The organism is Streptomyces sp. NPDC044063, assembly GCF_056434285.1.
In genome coordinates this window covers 124,392-144,401 of record NZ_JBWKFM010000012.1, presented here as the reverse complement: position 1 = coordinate 144,401, position 20,010 = coordinate 124,392, and the positions used below count along the sequence as shown (strand labels likewise).

Annotated in this window: 15 protein-coding genes; 12 read left to right on the top strand and 3 right to left on the bottom strand. The window is 73.9% G+C overall.

Annotated features, from left to right (window positions below):
* Positions 1–130: 130 nt before the first annotated feature.
* Positions 131–1,735 carry an ABC-F family ATP-binding cassette domain-containing protein gene (locus AC07BS_RS17160; protein WP_478932929.1) on the bottom strand — a complete coding sequence of 535 codons (1,605 nt, stop codon included), beginning with the start codon at positions 1,733–1,735 and terminating at the stop codon, positions 131–133.
* Positions 1,736–2,064: 329 nt separating this feature from the next.
* Between AC07BS_RS17160 and AC07BS_RS17155 the strand changes: the two genes are divergently transcribed.
* The 10 genes from AC07BS_RS17155 to AC07BS_RS17110 all read left to right on the top strand — a co-directional run bounded on the left by AC07BS_RS17155 (position 2,065) and on the right by AC07BS_RS17110 (position 13,519).
* The gene (locus AC07BS_RS17155) at positions 2,065–2,583 is read left to right on the top strand and encodes a pyridoxamine 5'-phosphate oxidase family protein (RefSeq protein ID WP_478932927.1); all 519 of its coding nucleotides are present in this window, start codon (positions 2,065–2,067) and stop codon (positions 2,581–2,583) included.
* A 98-nt stretch (positions 2,584–2,681) separates the two neighbouring features.
* Entirely contained in the window at positions 2,682–5,903 is a 3,222-nt protein-coding gene (locus AC07BS_RS17150) for an amino acid adenylation domain-containing protein (RefSeq protein WP_478932925.1), read from the top strand.
* Positions 5,900–7,141 (top strand): cytochrome P450 family protein, encoded by a 1,242-nt coding sequence (locus tag AC07BS_RS17145; RefSeq protein WP_478932923.1) that lies wholly within the window; start codon positions 5,900–5,902, stop codon positions 7,139–7,141. The genes AC07BS_RS17150 and AC07BS_RS17145 overlap by 4 nt, the downstream gene beginning before the upstream one ends.
* Before the next feature lie 52 nt (positions 7,142–7,193).
* A complete protein-coding gene (locus tag AC07BS_RS17140; RefSeq protein ID WP_478932921.1) occupies positions 7,194–8,420 on the top strand; it encodes a cytochrome P450 in 1,227 nt (408 codons plus the stop codon).
* Positions 8,421–8,594: 174 nt separating this feature from the next.
* A complete protein-coding gene (locus tag AC07BS_RS17135; RefSeq protein ID WP_478932919.1) occupies positions 8,595–9,053 on the top strand; it encodes a hypothetical protein in 459 nt (152 codons plus the stop codon).
* Between the two features lie 2 nt (positions 9,054–9,055).
* Positions 9,056–9,514, top strand: a complete 459-nt coding sequence (locus AC07BS_RS17130; RefSeq protein WP_478932917.1) for a hypothetical protein — start codon at positions 9,056–9,058, stop codon at positions 9,512–9,514.
* A 53-nt stretch (positions 9,515–9,567) separates the two neighbouring features.
* Positions 9,568–9,969, top strand: a complete 402-nt coding sequence (locus AC07BS_RS17125) for a peptidoglycan-binding domain-containing protein (protein WP_478932915.1) — start codon at positions 9,568–9,570, stop codon at positions 9,967–9,969.
* Between the two features lie 61 nt (positions 9,970–10,030).
* Positions 10,031–10,930 (top strand): aminoglycoside phosphotransferase family protein, encoded by a 900-nt coding sequence (locus tag AC07BS_RS17120; RefSeq protein ID WP_478932913.1) that lies wholly within the window; start codon positions 10,031–10,033, stop codon positions 10,928–10,930.
* Positions 10,931–11,028: 98 nt separating this feature from the next.
* A complete protein-coding gene (locus AC07BS_RS17115; protein WP_478643328.1) occupies positions 11,029–11,601 on the top strand; it encodes a GNAT family N-acetyltransferase in 573 nt (190 codons plus the stop codon).
* Positions 11,602–11,668: 67 nt separating this feature from the next.
* Entirely contained in the window at positions 11,669–13,519 is a 1,851-nt protein-coding gene (locus AC07BS_RS17110; protein ID WP_478932910.1) for an acyl-CoA dehydrogenase family protein, read from the top strand.
* A gap of 22 nt (positions 13,520–13,541) precedes the next feature.
* Here AC07BS_RS17110 and AC07BS_RS17105 read toward each other — a convergent pair whose 3' ends face one another.
* The gene (locus AC07BS_RS17105; protein WP_478932908.1) at positions 13,542–14,168 is read right to left on the bottom strand and encodes a hypothetical protein; all 627 of its coding nucleotides are present in this window, start codon (positions 14,166–14,168) and stop codon (positions 13,542–13,544) included.
* Between the two features lie 103 nt (positions 14,169–14,271).
* Positions 14,272–15,873 carry an amidase family protein gene (locus AC07BS_RS17100; protein WP_478932906.1) on the bottom strand — a complete coding sequence of 534 codons (1,602 nt, stop codon included), beginning with the start codon at positions 15,871–15,873 and terminating at the stop codon, positions 14,272–14,274.
* 146 nt (positions 15,874–16,019) lie between these two features.
* Between AC07BS_RS17100 and AC07BS_RS17095 the strand changes: the two genes are divergently transcribed.
* Both AC07BS_RS17095 and AC07BS_RS17090 read left to right on the top strand, forming a co-directional pair.
* Complete coding sequence (locus AC07BS_RS17095; RefSeq protein WP_478643335.1) at positions 16,020–17,288, top strand: DUF1266 domain-containing protein; 1,269 nt, start codon at positions 16,020–16,022, stop codon at positions 17,286–17,288.
* 193 nt (positions 17,289–17,481) lie between these two features.
* Positions 17,482–19,956 carry an ABC transporter substrate-binding protein gene (locus AC07BS_RS17090; protein ID WP_478932903.1) on the top strand — a complete coding sequence of 825 codons (2,475 nt, stop codon included), beginning with the start codon at positions 17,482–17,484 and terminating at the stop codon, positions 19,954–19,956.
* The last annotated feature ends 54 nt before the right edge of the window (positions 19,957–20,010 follow it).

Below are 20,010 nucleotides of genomic sequence, written 5' to 3'. Positions count from 1 at the left end.
TCTTTGTTTTTTTTTGTCGTTCTCCTTGTTTTTTTTTTTTTTTTTTTTTTTTCCCCTCCCCCCCTCCCCCCCCCCCCCCCCCCCCCCCCCCCCCCCCGGGACGGGAAAGCGCCGGAGGAGGCGACCGAGGTCAGGCCAGGGCCACCAGGTCGCGGTAGTCCTCGTTCCACAGGTCCTCGTCCGCGTCCGGCAGGATCAGGACGCGGTCGGGGCGCAGGGCGTCGATGGCGCCCTCGTCGTGCGTGACCATCACGATCGCGCCCGGGTAGGTGCCGACCGCGGCCAGCACCTCGTCGCGGGAGGCGGGGTCGAGGTTGTTGGTCGGCTCGTCCAGGAGCAGCACGTTGGCGCCGGAGTGGACCAGCCCGGCCAGGGCCAGGCGGGTCTTCTCCCCGCCGGAGAGGACGCCCGCGGGCTTGTCGGCGTCGTCCCCGGTGAACAGGAACGCGCCGAGCACGCCCCGGGCCTCGCCGTCGGTCAGGTGCGGTGCCGCGTCCGCCAGGTTCTGCCGGACGGTGCGCTCCGCGGCGAGGGTGTCGTGCTCCTGGGCGAAGTAGCCCAGCCGCAGCCCGTGGCCGTGCACCACGCGGCCGTCGTCGGGGCGTTCCTCGCCGGCGAGGAGGCGCAGCAGGGTGGTCTTGCCCGCGCCGTTGAGGCCGAGGACGACCAGCCGGCTGCCCCGGTCCACGGCGAGGTCGACGCCGTGGAGGACCCGGTGGTCGCCGTAGGACTTGGTCAGGCCGGCCGCGCCCAGGGGCGTGCGCCCGCAGGGGGCGGGGTCCGGCAGCCGGAAGCGGGCGGTCTTCTCCGTCCGCCGGGCGGGCTCGAGGTCGGCGAGCATCCGGTCGGCGCGCCGGGCCATGCTCCTGGCCATGACGGCGGTGGCCGAGCGGGCCTTCATCCTCTCCGCCTGGGCGTGGAGGGTCGCGGCCTTGCGCTCGGCGCTCGCCCGCTCGCGGGCGCGGCGCCGCTCGTCGGTGGCGCGCTGGGTGAGGTAGGTCTCCCAGCCGGTGTTGTGGACGTCGATCGTCGCGCGGGTGGCGTCCAGGTGGAAGACGCGGTTGACGACGTCGGCGAGCAGCGACGTGTCGTGGCTGATGACCACGAGGCCGCCGCGGTGGTTCCGGAGGAAGCCGCGCAGCCAGGTGAGGGAGTCGGCGTCGAGGTGGTTGGTGGGCTCGTCGAGCAGCAGCGTGCCGTCGTGCCCGGCGAACAGGATGCGGGCCAGCTCGACCCGGCGCCGCTGGCCGCCGGAGAGGGTGCCCACGGGCTCGCCCAGGACGCGCTCGGGCAGGCCGAGCCCGGCCGCGAACCGGGCCGCCTCGGCCTCGGCCGCGTAGCCGCCGCCGGCCTGGAAGGCGGCCTCGGCGCGGGCGTAGGCGGCCATCGCGCGCTCGGTCGCGGCGGGCGACCCGGCCTCGGCCATCGCCGCCTCGGCGGTCCGCAGCCGGCGCAGGGCCGCCTCGAGGCCGCGCGCGGACAGGATGCGGTCGGTGACGGTCATGGCCGGGTCGGCCGCCCGGGAGTCCTGTGCGAGGAAGCCGACGGACCGGGTGCGGGTGATGCTGCCGGCGGGCGGCGTGGAGCGGCCGGCGAGGGCCGTGAGCAGGGTGGTCTTGCCGGCGCCGTTGCGGCCGACAAGGCCGATCCGGTCGCCGGGGGAGACGGTGAAGGAGATGTCGGACAGCAGCAGGCGCGCGCCCGCGCGCAGCTCGACACCACGAACGGTGATCATGGGATGACGCTCCGAAAAAGCGAAAGGACACACTTCTGGCGTGGAAGCGGGTCCTCAGCTAGGAAATTCGGGGCGTAGACATGCGTCCACCGTAACGGACGCCCCGCGGGCACCGCATGTGACTTTCGGCCGGGCCCTGCGAGAAGCGACTCAAAACCGCCCCAATCCTGTGTTTACCGGCTTTTCGGTCGGGGATTGATCTCTCGCTCTCAAGATTGCTCAGCCTCTCAAGATTGCTCAGCGCGATGACCCCATCGCAAGCACCACTCCGGCCACAAGGTCCCGGCCACCGGACGGCCGGCGACCAGCACCGAGACAGGAGCCCGACCATGCTGCCCGCCATGCCCCGCCCCGACCGCGAACGCTTCCTCGCCGAACCGCGCATCGGCGTCCTGGGCGTCACCGACACCCGGGGCGGCGACCGCGCGCCCCTGATCGTCCCGGTCTGGTACGGCTACGAGCCCGGGGGCGACGTCGTGATCGAGACAGGCCGCGAGACGCTCAAGGCGCAACTCCTGCGCGCCGCCGGCCGCTTCAGCCTCTGCGCCCAGGACGAGGGGCGCCCGTACCGCTACGTCAGCGTCGAGGGGCCCGTCACCGCGATCGAGGAGACGCTCGACCCGGCCCTGCGCGAGGCCCTGGCCCACCGCTACCTGGACCCCGAGGAGGCCCGCGCGTATCTGGCCTCGACCTCCGACCAGCTCAAGGACGACATCGTCTTCCGGATGCGCCCGCAGCACTGGCGCAGCGCCGACTTCTCCGCCTTCGCGGCGGACTTCGCCGAGGCGGGCGCCGGCGGGGAGGGCGCCGGCGAGGAGGGCGCCGGCGAGGAGGGCGGCGCGGCCTGAGCGCCGCGCACCGCCCGCACCACCCGCACCGGCCACGCCGACCGCGCCCCGGCACACCGGCCGCACCGCACGAAGCCGCTCACAGCAAGAAGGACTCGATGACCCACACCGACGTTTCGTCACGCCCGTCGTCACCCCGCCCCTCGGACCCGTCCTTACCCGGCTCCCCGGACCCCGCGTTATCCGGCTCCCCGGACCCCGCGTTATCCGGCTCCCAAGAACCCGGCTATCCCCGGGACAGCCTGATACCCGAGCTGTTCGAGGCACAGGCCGCGGCCCGGCCGCAGGCGCCGGCGGCCCGGCACGGGGAACGCACCGTGACGTACGGCCAACTCGACGCCCACGCCGACGCCCTGGCGGCACGTCTGCTCGCGCGCGGCGTCCGGCCCGGCGACCTCATCGGCGTGTGCGGCGGTCGCTCCCTGGAAGCGCTGGTGGCGCTGCTGGGCATCCTCAAGGCCGGCTGCGCGTACGTCCCGCTCGACGACGACCTCCCGCCGGCCCGGCTGCGGGCGATGGCCGAGGACGCGGGACTCAGCGCCGCCGTCACCATGCCGGGGAGCACGCGCCGCGTGCGTGGTCTACGCGCGTCGGTCGAACTCGGCCCCCTCGACCTCGGCCCCCTCGACCTCGGATCCGGCGACCTCGGATCCGGCGGCCAAGGCCCCGGCGCCGACCGCGGCTCCCGGCCCCGTACCGGCTCCGCCACCGACCGCGCCTACGTCGTCTTCACCTCCGGCACCACCGGCCGCCCCAAGCCCGTCGCGATACCCCACCGGGGCGTGGTGCGTCTCGTGCTGTCCGACCCCGAACTGTCCCCGCCGGCGCCGGGCGACGGGGTCCTCCACGCCTACGGACTGTCCTCCGACGCCTCGACGATCGAGATCTGGGGCGCGCTGCTCACCGGCGCCTGCCTGGTCCTCGCCGACCGGGAGGAGCTCCTCTCACCCCTCGCCCTGGAGCGGCTGATCCGCGAGCGGGACGTCACCGTGGCATACCTGACCACGAGCGTGTTCCACCTCGTCGCCCGCACCCGCCCCGAGGCGCTGTCCACCCTGCGGTGGGTCTCCGCCGGCGGGGAGGCGATGGACCCGCGGCTGGCCAACGCCGTGCTGGACGCCTGCCCCGGCACCACGGTGGTCAACTTCTACGGTCCGACCGAGAACTCCGTGGTCTCCACCGCCCATGTGCTCGACCGGCTGCCCGAGGACGCCGAGCACGTGCCGCTGGGCCGCCCCTTCGGCGCCTCCACCTGCCACGTCCTGCGCCCCGACGGCTCGGTCGCGGGGCCGGGCGAGGAAGGGGAGCTGTACGTCGGCGGTGACGGACTGGCCCTCGGCTACCTGGGCGACCCGCGGCTGACCGCCGAGCGCTTCGTCCCGCTGCCCGCCGTCGCTCCGGACGGGCGGCTCCTGTACCGGACGGGCGACCAGGTGGTGCGGACAGCCGACGGCCTGCTGGAGTACCGCGGCCGCCTCGACCGCCAGGTCAAGCTGCGCGGCGCCCGAGTGGAGCTCGACGAGGTGGAGACCCGGCTGCGGGCCCACCCCGAGGTCGGCGAGGCCGTCGTCGAGATCGAGGCGGACGCCCTGACCGCCTACGTCACGGCCGCCGTGCCGGGCAGCCCCCTGCCGCTGCCCGACCTCCGCGCGTACTGCGCGCAGTGGCTGCCCCCGCAGGCCGTCCCGGTCCTGGTGCCCATGGACCACTTCCCCGTCACGAGCGGCGGCAAGGTCGACCGCGCCCGCCTGAAGTCGGTCGCCCCCCTGCCCCGCCCGGCCGAGCCCGCGGCGACGGCGGAGGAGACGGACGAGCCGAAGGTCGAGGGCCTGCTCGACGTCCTCACCGAGGTGTGGCAGCGGGTGCTGCGCGTACGCCCCGCGCCCCAGGACGACTTCTTCCACCTCGGCGGCGACTCCCTGCTCGCCTCGGAGGCCGTCACCCGCACGCTCGCCGTGCTCGACCTCGACGCCTCCCTCGGCTCCACCCTCATCCGGGCCCTGCTGGCCGCGCCCACCCTTGAGGGCTTCACCGCTGCCGTACGTGAGGCCCGGGGCGGCTTCGGCCGGGCCGGCGACGGCGAACCGGCCGTCGACTTCGAGGCGGAGACCGCGCTCGGCTTCGACCTCCCGCCCGCCGAGGGCCCGGCCCCGCGCCCCCACGACCCCCGGGAGGTGCTGCTCACCGGCGCCTCCGGCTTCGTCGGCGTCTTCCTGCTGCACCGGCTGCTGCGCTCGACGACCGCCCGCGTCCACTGCCCGGTACGGGCCACCGGCCCCGCGCACGCCGGGCAGCGGGTGCGCACCGCGCTCGCCCGCTACGGGCTCCATCTCGACGAGGCCGACTGGGAGCGCGTGGAGTGCTTCCCCGGGGACCTCACCCTGCCCGGGCTGGGGCTCGCCCCGGACCACGCCGCCGAGCTGGCCCGCGGCCTGGACCTGATCGTGCACAACGGCGCCCGGGTCAACTTCCTCTACCCCTACGAGCAGCTGCGCCCCGCGAACGTCGACGGCACCCGCGAGGTCGTCCGGATCGCGGCGGCGCGCCGGGTGCCGGTGCACTTCGTGTCGACCGTCGCCGTCGTCGCCGGTTTCGGCACCGCCGGGGTGCGCGAGGTGGACGAGGACCTGCCGCTCGCCCACGCGGACGGGCTCACCATGGGCTACGCCGAGAGCAAGTGGGTCGCCGAGGGCGTGCTGCGGCGGGCCGCCGAGCAGGGCCTGCCAGTAGCCGTCCACCGGCCGTACGAGGTGACGGGCGACCGGGTGCACGGCGCCTGCAACACGGAGACGGCGATCTGCTCGCTGTTCAAGATGATCGCCGACACGGGGGTGGCCCCCGACATCGAGCTGCCGATGGACTTCGTCCCCGTCGACCACCTCGCCGAGTCCGTGGTCCACATCGCCACCCACCGGACGGCCGACGGCAGCGTCTACCACCTCACCAACCCCCGCCCGGCGATGCTGTCGGACGTCCTCGACCGGATGCGGGCCGCGGGCTTCGCCCTGCGCACGCTGCCGTACGCGCAGTGGGTCGGCGAGCTGGTGCGCCACGTCGCCGACAACCCGACGACGCCCACGGCGCCGTTCGTGTCGCTGTGCGTCGACCGCAGCCGCAACGCCGACATGTCCATCAAGGAGATGTACATCAAGGACACCTTCCCGGTGTTGGGGCGGCGCAACGCCGAGGCGGCGCTGGCCGGCAGCGGGCTGGACTGCCCGCCGGTCGACACCGCCCTCCTGGACCGGTACCTGGAGTATTTCTTCGCCTCCGGCTACATCGCGCGCCCCGCCGCGACGGGATCGGAGCCCACGGTATGACCCACCCCGAGACCGCCCACCCTGAGACAGCCCGGCCCGAGGCCCTCGTCCCCGTCCCCGAGGTCGAGCCCGGCACCGCCGGCCCGCCCTGCGCGTACGCCCGGCTGCGCGCCGAGCGGCCCGTCGTCAAGGCGCAGCTGCCCAACGGCGAGACCGGCTGGCTGATCAGCCGCTACGAGGACGCGCGCGCCGCGTTCGCCGACTCCCGGCTCGTCCGGCCGCTGCTGTCGGCCTGGCCGCCCCGCGAGGGCGACGACGCCCCGCCGCCGTGCCTGCCGACCTTCCTGGAGATGACCGGCGACCACCACGAGCGGGTACGCCGCACCGTCCTGCCGATGTTCGGCCGGGGGCGGCTGGCGTTCATGGAGCCCCGCATCCGGGCGATGGCCGAGGAGCTCGTCGACGCGATGGTGGCCGGAGCCCAGGACGGCACGGCCGACCTCGTCGCCGGCTACGCCGACCCGCTGCCGCTGCGCGTGCTGTGCGAGACCACCGGCCTGCCGTACGAGGACCGCGAGATCTACCTGCCGCACACCCTCGCCCTCCTCGGCGCGTCCGGGCTGACGATGGAGGAGGTGCTCGCCGCCCTGTACGCGCTGCAGGACTACGCCGAGGAGCTCATCTCCCGCAAGGAGAAGGAACCCGAGGGCGAGGACTACGTGCGGCTGCTCCTGGCCGAGGCCCGCCGTCCGGGCTCCGAGCTGACCCGCGACGACGTCGTCAGCTTCGTCGTCACCATGCTCATGGCGGGATACAAGACCAATATCCAGCACACCAGCAACGCCCTGCTCGCGCTGCTCACCCACCCCGAGCAGCTGCGGCGGCTGCGCGAGGCGCCCGAGGGCATCAACACCGCGGTCGAGGAACTGCTGCGATACGTCCCGTTGATGAACGCCATCAACATCCTCGTCGCCACGGAGGACTTCACCCTCCATGGGCAGGACATCCGGGCCGGCGACGCGGTGATCCCGGTGCCGGCGTCCGCCAACCGCGACCCGGAGGCGTTCGCCGACCCCGACCGCCTCGACCTGACCCGCTCCCCCAACGCCCACGTGGCGTTCGGGCACGGTCCGCACGCGTGCACCGGCGGGCACCTCACCCGCATGCAGCTGGGCATCGCCATCCGGGTGCTGCTGGAACGGCTGCCCGGCATCGAGCTCGCCGTACCGGCGGAGACCATCCCGTGGGACGAGTCCACCCCGCTGCGGGCGCCGGCCCGGCTGCCCGTGCGCTGGTGAGGAACCCCATGACCCGCGACAGCACGAAGACCAGGAAAGAGGCCCGCACCCCGTGACCGCACCGCACGCGCCCGTGTCCGAGGACGCCGCGTCCGACGAGCCCCTCCCTCACTATCCCTTCAGCACCGACGGCGACCGGCTCGCTCCCGAACTCACCGAGCTGCGCGGCCGCTGCCCCGTGGCCCGGGTGAGCACCAACTCCGGCGACGAGGCGTGGCTGGTCACCGGCTACGAACTGACGCAGCACGTACTGCGCGACCGCGCCTTCGCCCGCTCCGTGCTGGCCGACGCCGACAGCCCGGGGCAGGACGCCCCGATCCTGGCGCCCGAGCTGCTCGACGCCATGAACCACCTCCAGAAGGCCGGCCTGCGCGACGAGGTGCTCAAGGCCCTCGGCCGCAACCAGCCCGAGCTGCCCGCCGAGTGGGTCGAGGCCGTCACCCGCGAGGGCCTGGACGCGATGGTCCGCGACGGCGGCCCCGGCGACCTGCAACGCCACTTCGCCGAGTGGGTCGCGGGGCAGTGCATGTGCCGGCTGCTCGGCCTGCCCTTCGAGGACCACGCCTGGCTCGCCGTACGCGCCGACCTGGACCTCACCATGGTCACGCCCACCCACGAGGAGCTCGCCCGCAACTGGGAGGAGATCCGCGTCTACATGCACGACCACATGGCCGCCCGCAGCCCCGGCGCGCCGCGCGGCCTCGCCGACCGGCTCGCCGACCTCAACGCCGAGCACCAGGGCCTGACGGACCGCCAGCTGTCGAACATCGTGTCCGTCCTCTTCGTCAGCGGCTACGAGGACTTCGCGAGCTTCCTGGGCGTCGCCGCCTTCAACCTCCTCCAGCGGCCCGACGTCATGAGCGCGGTCCGGGCCCGCCCGGAGACGATGCCGCAGTGCGTCGAGGAGCTGCTGCGGTGCAGCGTCGTCCTGGGCAACGCGATCCCCCGCTTCGTCACCCGCGACGCGCGGCTCGGGGACGCGGAGGTGAAGGAGGGCGAGATGATCCTGCTCTCCCTGGACGCGGTCAACTTCGACCCCGCCGCGTTCTCCGACGCCGAGTCCTTCGACCCCTCCCGCACCCCCAACCCGCACCTGCGCTTCGGCTACGGCAGGCACCACTGCCCGGGCGCCCACCTGGTCCGCCGCCAGTCCGACACGGCCTTCCACGTCCTGCTCGACCGCCTCCCGGACATCCGGCTGGCGGTGCCGCCGGCGGAGGTCCCCTGGCACCCGAACCGCATGGCCATCATGGCGGCGAGCATCCCGGTGACCTGGTAGGAACCGCGAGGCCCCGGGTGCCGTGACCACTTCGGGCGCACGGCACCCGGGGCCCGTCAGCCCTGTGTCAGGCCGAGCGGTGAGGATGGGCCGGCGTTCGAGCCCTCCACACGCTCAGCACCGAGGTACGGAAAGACCGAGCACGCGAACTCACCGGAAGGAGCACGCCCGCTCATGTCCGCCTCATCGCCCCCGCCCCGCCGGCGAAGAACCCGCCGGGGCGCCGTCGCCGCCGCCCTCGCCGGCACCACGCTGCTGCCCTTCGTCCCCCCGGCGTCCGCGGCCGACGCGACCGGCGCCGCCGAATGCCAGGCGCGGCCCGCGCAGCGTCACGTCGACTGGACACGGATGACCTACAACGGGGACATGGTCTGCCCGCACGACCTGACAAACACCCGCCTGCAGTCGACGGTCCAGACCGTGAACGGCGAGATGCTGTTCTCGCCGAGCTGGTTCGTGTGCTGGAAGTTCGGCACCCCGCTCAAGGGAAGCGACATCTGGTACTACACCCAGGCCGACACGGTCATGGGCAACAAGCAGAACAAGGGCTGGGGTTACCTCCACTCCTCGGAGCTCAGGGTCGCGAAGCACCCCGTCGCGGGCATGCCGCGCTGCGGGTGGGGTGAGGAGTGAGCATGCGTACCGCCTCCCCGCTCGGGGCGCGCCGCCGTCTCCGGGCGGCCGCGGCACTGGCCGTGGCCCTGCTCGCCGCGAGTGCCCCCGCCTCCATGGCGACGCCCCCCGAGGCCCCGTCGACCACGGGCACCTGCGCGCTGCGCCAGGGGAAGACGCACCAGGACAACATCGGCAACGTCTTCCAGATGGACCTGTACTGCGACAACTTCCCCTCCGACGTGCTGGGCCGCTCCGCCTACAACGCGCCGGTGACCGGCCGGCTCAAGCTCTCGCCCAGCTTCTTCACCTGCTGGACCGAGGGCGAGGCCCCCGACGGACAGACCCGCGTCTGGTACTACACCCAGGGCGACGAGGTCGTGAAGCTGCCGCGGATCAAGGGCTGGGGCGTCGTGCCCGCCCGGGCCGTCAAGGCGCCCCAGCACCCGTTCCCGGGGCTGCCGCGCTGCCCCTGGGTCTGATCACCCCGCCACAGTTTGCCGTCCCGTCCCCCCTCCTCGGTCCAGGAGACCTCATGTCCGTACGCCGCTTCCCCGTCCTCCTCGCCGCAGCGCTGGCCGGCGGCGCGCTCGCCCTCGCGCCCGGCGTCACGCCCGGCGGCGACACCGCCGAAGCGCGCACCGCGCACGACCACCACGCGTCCACCGCGGGGGCCCTCCCGGTCGACGCCGCCAGCGGCGAATGGCGGCTGTGCCCCTACACCGGGGGTCACCCGCAGATCGCCAACGGCAGCGCCAACGACGCCGTCGGCCACGCCCAGTGCGTCCTGAACAAGGTCTACGGCTACCGCAACGTGGCCATCGACAAGAAGTTCGGTCCCACGACCCTCGCCACGGTCAAGGACTTCCAGCTGGCCTTCGGCATCACCACCGACGGGATCATCGGCCCCAACACCTGGGCCGCCCTCCACCCCTGATCCGCTGCCGCCGGTAAAAACGTTTGACGCCCGCCGGGGTGCGGCGGTCGGATGACGCCTCATGAGCACAGGGCAGACGAACCCCGGCCGACATCCCCTCGACGAACGCCTCGTACGGCGGCTGGTCGCCGAGCGGTTCCCGCGGTGGGCCGGGGCGGCGGTGCACCGGTTTCCGTCCGGCGGGACGGTCAACGCCATGTACCGGCTGGGCGACGACATGGCCGTCCGGCTGCCGCTGGGGGAGGGCGGCGCCGAGGACGTGGTGCGGGAGCGGGAGTGGCTTCCGCGCCTGGCACCCCTGCTGCCCACGGCCGTCCCCGAGGTGCTCGGGCACGGGGAGCCGGCCGGGGGATATCCGTGGTCGTGGTCGGTGTACCGCTGGCTGGACGGGGAGAACCCCGTGGAGGGGGCGCTGAGCGACCCCGCGGCACTGGCCCGGGATCTGGCCGCGTTCGTGACGGCGATGCGCGGCATCACCCTGCCGGGGGCTCCCCGAGCGCACCGGGGCGGCCCTCTGGTCTCACAGGACACGGAGACCCGGGCCGCGATCGAGCGGCTGCGCGGGCTCCCGGAGGAGGGAGTCGACTGCGACGCGGTGACGGCGGTCTGGGAGGACGCGCTGCGGGCCCCGGGTCAGGACGGTCCGCCGGTGTGGCTGCACGCCGACCTGATGCCGGGCAACCTGCTGGTGAAGGCCGGCCGGCTGACCGCGGTGATCGACTTCGGGTGCATGGGGGTGGGCGATCCGGCCTGCGACCTGTTCCCGGCGTGGAACCTGCTGCCGTCCGACGCTCGGAAGGTCTTCCGCGAGGCGCTCGGCGTGGACGACGCCACGTGGCGCCGCGGCCGGGGCCGGACCCTGTCGCAGGCGCTGATCGCCCTCCCCTACTACCGCGGGACGAACCCGGCGATGGCCCGCAACGCCCGGCACGTGATCCGCGAGGTGCTGGCGGAGGGATGAGCCGAAGCGGCCGGAGCCGCCGTGACGCATCCTGGCATGGCGGGCCGGTGGGACGCCGCCTCACCGCAATGGCTCCGCGGACACCGGAGGACCCCGCCATGACCGATTCCTTGCAGACCGCACGGATGACCCTGCGGCCGTTCACGGCGAGCGACGAGGACCTGGACCTCCTCGTCGCGCTCGACGGCGACCCCGAGGTGATGCGGTACATCAACGGCGGGCGGCCGACGTCCCGGGAGGAGATGCGGGCCGAGCGCCTGCCCCGCTTCCTCCACCGGCACCCGGGGCTCGGCACGTACGGCTACTGGGCGGCGGAGACCAGGGACACCAGCGTCTTCCTCGGTTGGTTCCTCTTCCGGCCGGTGCGGGACGACAGCCCGGAGGTGGTCGAGCTCGGCTTCCGGCTGCGCAGGGAGGCGTGGGGCGGGGGGTACGCCGTCGAAGGCGCCCGCGCGCTGATCGACAGGGGTTTCACCGAGCTCGGTGTGCGACGGGTGACCGCCAACGCGATGACGGTCCACGACGCGTCGCGGCGGGTGATGGAGAAGGCGGGGCTCACCTACGTCCGTACGTACTTCGGCGACTGGCCGGAGACGATCGAGGGATCGGAGCACGGTGACGTCGAGTACACCCTGACGAAGAGCGAGTGGGAGCGGCGGCGGGCGTCCTGACAGGGCCGACCGAAAACCGATGGACACGGACCGTAACCCACCCGTCACGCGATAAGTTCCTCAGACTATGATCATCAAGCAGCTCGACGTGCCCCCTCCCCGCCCGTCCCGCCTGGTGGAGGCCTTGTCCGGGGCCCTGTTCGCGGACGATCCGGCCGCCACGTACGGGCACACCCACTGGCGCTCCCAGGTCGTGGACCCGGTGTGCGCGGTGCGGGAGGACCTGGATCCCGACGCGAGCGCCGCGCGCGCCTACGAGCGGCTGCGGGTGCTGAACGACTCGGTCGCCGACCCCCTGGCGCTGGCCGCCGACCCGGTGGGGCTCGCCGCCCTCCACGAGTGGACCGCCGTCGTCGACGGCTCGCTGGCCACCGTCGCCGGCATCCACTACAACCTCTTCCTCGGCAGCCTGCTCGACCACGACCCCGATCCCCGCCGTCCCCTGGACGTCTGGGCGCGCATGGACCGCGTCGGCACCTTCCTGTGCACCGAGGTCGACCACGGCAACGACGCCGCCGCTCTGGAGACCCGGGCCGTCCACGACCCCGCGACCGGCGGCTTCGTCCTCCACACCCCGCACCCCGGCGCGGCGAAGTTCATGCCCAACACCAGTCCGATCGGCGGCCCCAAGAGCGGTCTGGTCGCGGCCCGGCTGCTGGTGGACGGCAAGGACCTGGGGGTCTTCCTCTTCCTCGTGGACCTCCACGACGGGCGCGGCCTCAGGGACGGGGTGACGGTCCGCCGTCTCCCGCACCGCACCGGCACCCCGGTCGACCACTGTCTGACCGCCTTCGACAATCTGCTCCTGCCGCGCGAGGCCCTGCTGGAGGGGCCGCAGGGCCGGCTCGCCCCCGACGGGACGCCGACCGGCGGCATCGCCAGTCCCCGCAAGCGCTTCCTGACCTCCATCGGCCGCGTCACCACCGGCAAGCTGTGCATGAGCGCGTGCGGCGTCGGCGGCGCCCGCGCCGCCGTGGCCATCGCCGTCCGCTACGCCCACCGGCGCCGTATCTCCGACCTGACCGGCCGCGACCGGGTCCCGCTGGTCGCGCACCGGAGCCACGCGGACCGGCTGACCAGGGCCACCGCCACCGCCTACGCGATGACCTTCCTCCACCGCGAGGCGACCCGTCGCTGGGCCGGTCGCACGGCCGAGGACCGCGAGGAGTGCGAGCATCTGGTCGCCGTGGCCAAGGCATGGACCACGTGGACGGCCCGCGAGGTCCTCGTCGAATGCCGCGAGCGCTGCGGTGCCCAGGGTCTCTTTCCCGTGGGCGGGCTCGCCGAGTTCCCCCTCAACATCGAGGGCACCATCACCGCCGAGGGCGACAACCTCGCCATCTGGGTCAAGGCCGCCGCCGAACGCCTCCTCGGGGCCGGCACCACGACCGTCCCCGCACCCGCCCGGCCGCGGGCGGGGACCGTACGCCTCGACGACCCCGCGGCGCTGCGCGACCTCCTCCGCTCCCTCGAACAGCGGCTGCGCGCCCAGGCGGCGAGCAGACTGCGCGAGCCGGGCGCCACCAGCGCCCTCCACCGCTGGAACCGGGCGGCGGGCACCGCGACCGAAGCCCTCGCCCTGCACGCCACCGCCCTGGCCGGCGGCGCCTTCCTCGCCGCCGCGGCCGCCACCGGCGCCACCGACCCGGACGCCGGACGCCTGCTGACCGGCCTGTGCCGCGTCTTCCTCCTGGAAGCCCTGCGCGCGCACGGCGGGGATCTCGTCGCCACCGGCCTGCTGGACGCCCGTCAGGTGCCCGGGATCCGGGACGAACTGGACGTCCTCCACGGCGATCTGGGGGCGCACCTGCCCGCGCTCGTCGACGCTTTCGGGCTGCCGCCCCACATCACCGACCTCATCCCCCTCGACACGGCGGACCTGCCGGCGGCCGGGGAACTCCTGACGGGGCGGAGGTAGACCCCGGGCGCGGCAGCCGCCGTCACTGGGTGGTCACCTGTCCCGTGCACGTCCCGAAGGGTGCCCGGTCCGTCATCGTCCCGGCGCCGAAGACGTCGCGCACGGTCTTGGCGAAGGCGGGCGCGGCCACCATGTCGGCGGTGACGTCGGTCCTGATGCGGGCGGGCAGCGCGGTGAGGAGCCGGGGGGAGAGCCGCGCGGGCCTCGCGTAGTCGAGGGTGGCGATCCGGGTGCCCGCCGGGTCGGCCGGTGTGCTGACGCGGTGGGTGAACCCGCCGACCGGCAGCTTCACCTCCGGCTCGGTGACCCTGATGGTCCTGCCCCTGCGGTCGCTGAGCGTGAAGCCGCCCGTCGCGGTGCCCGTGATGGTGATCGCCTCGGCCAGCTTGGCCGGCTCCTGGGCGAGGGACAGGGGCTCGCCGGCGACCTCCAGGTCTCCCCCGCCGCCGGTCAGGGCGAACGACACGGGGGCACCGCCCGGCGCGAGGGGTGTGAACGTGACGCCCTGCGCCCGCCAGGAGACCGCGCACTCCCCCGCCGCGGCCGAGATCGGGAACGAGGCGGTGTCGATCCCGTAGGCCAGTCGCCCCATGACCACGGTTCCCGCGAGGGCGGCGACTCCCAGCACGGCCATGCCCGCTCGACGCATCGGCGTTCCTTTCGGGAGCGGCACCGTTCGGAAGTGGCACCGTCCACGATGCAGCGTGCGCCCCGGCGTGTCCGCGCGCACGCCGGGGACGGCCGACGGTGGTCTACCGCCCGCCCGCGGCGCCCGGCTCCCCCGTACCCACCGACGGCAGGTAGCGGGGCGCCCGCCGGGCGTCCAGCCGGTGCTCCACCGCGGCCCCCAGCGACAGCAGCCGCGCGTCCTGGCGCTCACCGGCCATCAGCAGCACGCCCACGGGCAGCTCGCCGACGAAGCCGGCGGGCACGGACAGCGACGGGTAGCCGGCCACGGCGGCGGGGGTGGAGGAGGGGATCACGTCGTTGTCGCCGCGCGCGCAGTCGGTGGTCCAGGCGGGCGGGTTCGCCGGGGAGGCGATGGCGTCCAGGTGGTGGGCGGCCATGGTCTCGTCGATGGAACGCCGCGACAGGTCCTTCAGCTCGGCGCGCGTCGCCCGGTACTCCGGAGTGCCGGTGCCGGGCGCGGCGAGGGCCTGCTCGAACAGCTCCTGCCCGGCGAAGCAGGTCCGCTCCTCCGGGTGGGCGCGGTTGAACTCGATCAGCGCGGCCAGGTCGCGGGGCCCCTCGCGGGTGGCGAGGTAGGCGTCGATGTCCCGGTGGAACTCGCTCAGCAGCGCCGGGAACTCCAGGGCCGCGAGCCGCTCCTGGTAGGGGAGCGTCACCTCGACGACCTCCGCCCCCGCGGCGCGCAGCCGTTCGGCCGTGCGGGTCATCAGGGCGTCCACCCGGGGCCCGAGCGAGGGCAGCCGCCACAGGCCGATCCGCCGTCCGCGCAGGCCGTCGGGGCGCGCGGTCGTGTCGCCAGTCGACTCCCGGTCGCCGCTGAGCACCTGGAAGGCGAGCGCGGCGTCGATCACGTTGCGGGCCAGGGGGCCCGCGGTGTCCTGTTCCGCGGAGATCGGCACCACGCCGGCCTGGCTGACGCGGCCCAGGCTCGGCTTGTGCCCGACGACCCCGTTCATGCCGGCCGGGCACACGATGGAGCCGTCCGTCTCGGTGCCGATCGCCACCTGGGCCAGCGAGGCGGCGATCGCGGCGGCCGAACCGGAGGACGAGCCGCACGGGTTGCGGTCCAGCACGTACGGATTGCGGGTCTGGCCGCCGACCGCCGACCAGCCCGATGTCGGTTTGGCCGCGCGGAAGTTGGCCCACTCGGACAGGTTGGTCTTCCCCAGGATCACCGCGCCCGCGTCCCGTAACCGGGTCACCAGGACGGCGTCGGTGGCCGGCGGGCGCCCGGCCAGCGCGAGCGATCCCGCCGTGGTGGGCAGGTCGCGGGTGTTCACGTTGTCCTTCAGCAGGACGGGGATGCCGTCGAGCGGGCCGCGCGTCTCGCCGCGCCGGTGCCGGGCGTCGCTGGCGGCCGCCTGGCGCAGGGCGGTCGGGTCGGTGCGCAGGACCGCGTGGATGGTGGGGTCGACGTCCTCGATCCGCCGCAGGTAGGCGGCGGTCAGCGCCGCCGAGGTCAGCGAACCGTCCGTCATGCGCGCCTGGAGCTCCGGGATCGTCACTCCGTCGAGATAGGCGCCCGTGAGCGGTGGGGAACCGGTCGCCGGGGGCCGGCCGTCGCCGCCCGGCCCGTCGGCCCGGGCCCGCGCCCCCGGCGCGCCCGTCAGGAGTGATCCCGCCACCAGTGCCGCCATCAGTGCGGCAGTTCTCCGCTTCCCCATGGGGAACAGGGCACTACAGGCGCGTGCCGGGCGCAAGAGTGCCCCGGCGGCCCTGCCGACCGTGCCGGACGGAACCACCGGTACCGTACCCGGGCGATCTTGAGCCGTCCCCGGACGGCGGCACGGCACGGAAGGAACACCAGCTCATGCACACGGCGGCAGAGGACACGGCACCCGAGGACGAGGTCCACGACGAGTACTTCCCGTTCGTCGAGGCGCCGGCGGACGGCAGCCGCTGGCAGGCGCCGACCGACCTGGAGCAGAAGCTGTACAAGCTGAGCCGCACCGGCGACGCGTACGGCTACCTGCGCACCCTCGCCGTCGAGGGGGTGTACTACCCGGTGCGGCTCGACGAGGCCCGGGCGGCGGGCGGGGACGAGCACCCCATGCTCACCAATCCGCTGCCCGACGGACGCGTCGCGGCGCAGGTGTACACCGCGGGCCTGCTGCCGCGGCCGCATCCGCACCTGGTGTACGAGTACGCGACCCTGGGCGCGCTGGCGGGCGTCCTGCCCGGCGACGTGGACATCCTCGCGGTGAACGCGGCCACGCCCTGCGAGGAGTACTTCTCGACCGACGAGGACGAGCGGGAGACCTGGCTGGACCTCCACCACGATCTGTTCGAGCCGGCGGGGCTGGGCGACCGCGTGGTCGTCCGCCGTACCGGCCGTCCGGTGTCCGGGCCGCTGCTGCACGGCCTGGCCTGCGGCGCCCACCTGTGCTTCCAGAACGGCGACGCGTGGAACACCCCCGACTGGCACGGCATGGGCTACCGGGGCGAGGTCGAACGGCTCGACGAGTACTGGGGCGTCGGCGGCCGGGACGACTGGCGCTCGACGCAGGAGCGGCTGCTCACCGGCGACGTGAGCCCCTGGTACTGGGACTTCGTCCTCGGGGCCCGGGTCGCGCTCGCGGAGGCGTCCGGCGGCCGCGTCGACCCGCAGCGCTGGCGCGGCCTCGTCGCGTCGGAGATACGGGCGCGGGCGCGGGAGGCGGGGGACGACGTGAACGACCCGGAGTTCGCCGGGTTCGTCGAGCACCTGTGCGCGCTGGTGGGCGAGGTGCTGCGGTACGAGGCGCGGTTCCGTGCCGACGGGCTGCTGCCGCCGGACGGGTTCGTGCGCACCGTCGCCGCCTGGGACACCGGGCGTGCCTCGAAGATGGCCCGCTGGGGGCGGGGTGCCCGGTACGCCACGGAGGCCGAGATGTACTCCGCGCTGGAGCGGGCTTCGGCGGCCGCGCGGGACGCTTACGGGTCGTGGGAGGAGTTCTCCGCCGGCTATGTGCTGGGCCGGTGCCTGCACTTCGACGCCGAGGAGTTCGGCACCTGGTACACGGATGTGCTCGACGCCCACCGGGCCCTGCTGAGCGACCCGGAGAGCCCGTGGCGCACGGTGCCGTTCGGCGCCGCGTAGCCGGGACGGGCAGCGGGACCACCGGGACGGACAGCGGACCGCGGTGACCAAGCCCGGTCATCCGGCGGTCGCCGTCCGTCCCGCGTACGGGCGGTTTCTCGCACTTGCGGACAATGACGGTGATCGTCCAGCCTTCACCGATCCTTGGTGGGACAGTCCTCCCCTCAGAGTGACACTGCGTGAGGGGGACGGCATGAACGGGATTCCGCCACTGGACGGGGTGCGCGACCTGGTGGAGGTCCTCGACGGGCTGATCGGCCAGTCCGTGCGCAGACGGCAGCTGCCCGCGCTCGTCGTCGAGAGCGACGGGCGGCAGGGGACCGAGTTCGTCACCGGCTACCTCGACCGGCTGTACGACGCCGCGGGGGCGGGCCTGGTCCCCCACGCGATACTCGACGACGCGCTGCACGACCGGGCCCGGCACTCGGACGAACCGGACGTCGTCCTGCTCGACGCCCTCAGCCGGCAGCTGGAGACCAGCATGCCCGCGCGGTCCGGCACCCTGGCCCTGCCCACCTACTGGACCTGCCGCCGGGTCCTGGACATCGACGTCGGCGCCGGGGCGGTCCGCACCCAGCGCCGCGTCCTGGCCCAGCGGCTCTGCGCCGCCTGGGAGGAGGACACTCCGGGGCTGGGGGCGCTGCGCAAGTTCATCGACGACGGAGGACCGGGCCAGTTCAACAGCTGGCTCGGCACGGCGGCCGGCTGGCTGATCGCCCAGCCCCTCGAATGGGGCTACCGCGCCTGGCTCAACCGCACCAGGCGCCTGCGCTGGTACGCGCCCACGGTGAGCGGCGCCGGGCGGACACCCGCCACCCGCTTCCTGTCCGCGGCCCTCTTCCTGAGCAGGCACGGGCAGCTGCGCGACCGGGCCGCCCTGCGGCAGTCCCTGCTCCTCCAGGCGCTGGCCGTGGACCTCGTCCGCGCCCGCCGCAGGGGCGTTCTCCGGCCCTGGCGGCGGCGCCGCGCCTGGCCGTTCGTCCTGCTGCTGCCCCGGGTGGAGGGTCGGGGCTCGGTCAGCCGCCGGCTGCTGGACGGCCTCGTCAAGGTGCGCCGGCCCGGGCTGCCCCTGCTGGTCCTGGCAGCGCGTACGCCGGAGGGCGGCACGACGGCGGACGGGGACCGGCGCGAGGCCGGTACCCCGGCACAGGCGGCGGCGCGGCTGCGGCCGCTGCTGAATCTGTTCGGCCGCGCTCCGAAACCCGCTGCCGAGGACGGGCAGCTGCCGGTCCGCCTGGCCGGAGGCGATCAGTCGGCGGTGGCCGACTGGCTGGACATCAACGTCGCCGTCCGGCCCAAGCACGTCCCCTGGTACTCCGCCTACCTGGGCACCGTGCTGGCCGTGATCCTGGCCGCCGGTGCCCTGCCGGTGGTGAAGTGGTGGCCGGGCGAGCCCTGCGAGGGCATGTGGGAGGACCAGGGCGCCATGGTCGGCATCGACACCGCCGGCTCGGGCTGCTACTTCACGGACGGCGACAACCAGAAGATGCTGCGCTCCCTCCAGGACCGGATCCGCGAGCAGAACAAGGAAGCCGAACGCCGCCCTTTCCGGACCGTGGTGTTCTTCGCCCCCCTCACCGCCCGCGCCGACGGGATGGCCGAACAGTTCACCCCCGCCGGAGTCCTCCAGCTGGAGGGTGCCGCCGACGCCCAGGCGGAGTACAACAAACTGGCCGTGGGGGACGCCGAGCGCCCGTCCCTGCGCCTGATCGTCGCCAACTCCGGCTACGCCTTCGCGCAGGGCGAGGCCGTGGCCGACCGGATCAACGCGCTGGCCGCCGACGGTACGAGCATCTCGGCGGTGATCGGCATCGCCCAGAGCCGGGACGCCTCCGTGCAGGCCATCAACCGCCTCTCCCCCGACCTGCCCGTCATCGGCGCCTCGGTCACCGGCGACTTCATGGCCACCGACACCGCCACGTACTTCCAGACCCAGCCGACCAACCGCCACCTGGCCCGGGCCCTGGCCCGGCGCGTCACCGACCTCAAACGCGACAAGGCGCTGATCATCTACGACGACAAGGACCACTACAGCCGCAACCTGCGGGAGGACCTGACCAGCGAGCTGACCGCCCAGGGCGTCCGGGTCGGCGATCCCGCCATCGTCCGCACCCCCGACTTCGGCCAGCCGGGCGTGGTGAGCGGGCTGCCCGACCTGGCGCACAAGATCTGCGACCTCAACAGGAACGGCGGCGTCACCCTCTTCGCCGCCCGCGGCAGCCAGCTGCCGAAGATCCTCAACGAGGTCGAGTCGGTGTGCCCCGGCGGCACGCCCTTCCCGCTGCTGGCGTCCGACATCACCACTCTCGTCGAGTACCCGGAGAACCCTGACTTCAGCCACCTCGACCGCTTCACGGCGGTCGACATCACGTACATCGCGTTCACCAAGGACGGCCACAGCGACCACGCCACCGGGAGCGACTCCTTCCGCGCCGCCGCGGTCGCCATCAAGAACACCTGGACGGGCAGCAGGATCCCACCGCGCGCCTCCAACGTCTTCCAGCAGCTGCGCACCGGTGTCGACGTCCAGGACACGATCGACAAGGACCGTCCCTTCCATCTCCCCGCCGACGACAAGTCTCTGGCGAAGCGCCCCCTGTTCCTGTGCACGGCCCCCCACCAGGCGGGGGCGAGGCCGTCGTGCCAGGACATGCGGCAGCCGGGCTGAGCCCGGCGCCGACCTGTGCGGTGTGACGGTGCCGGCCGCCCTCGGGGTGGCCGG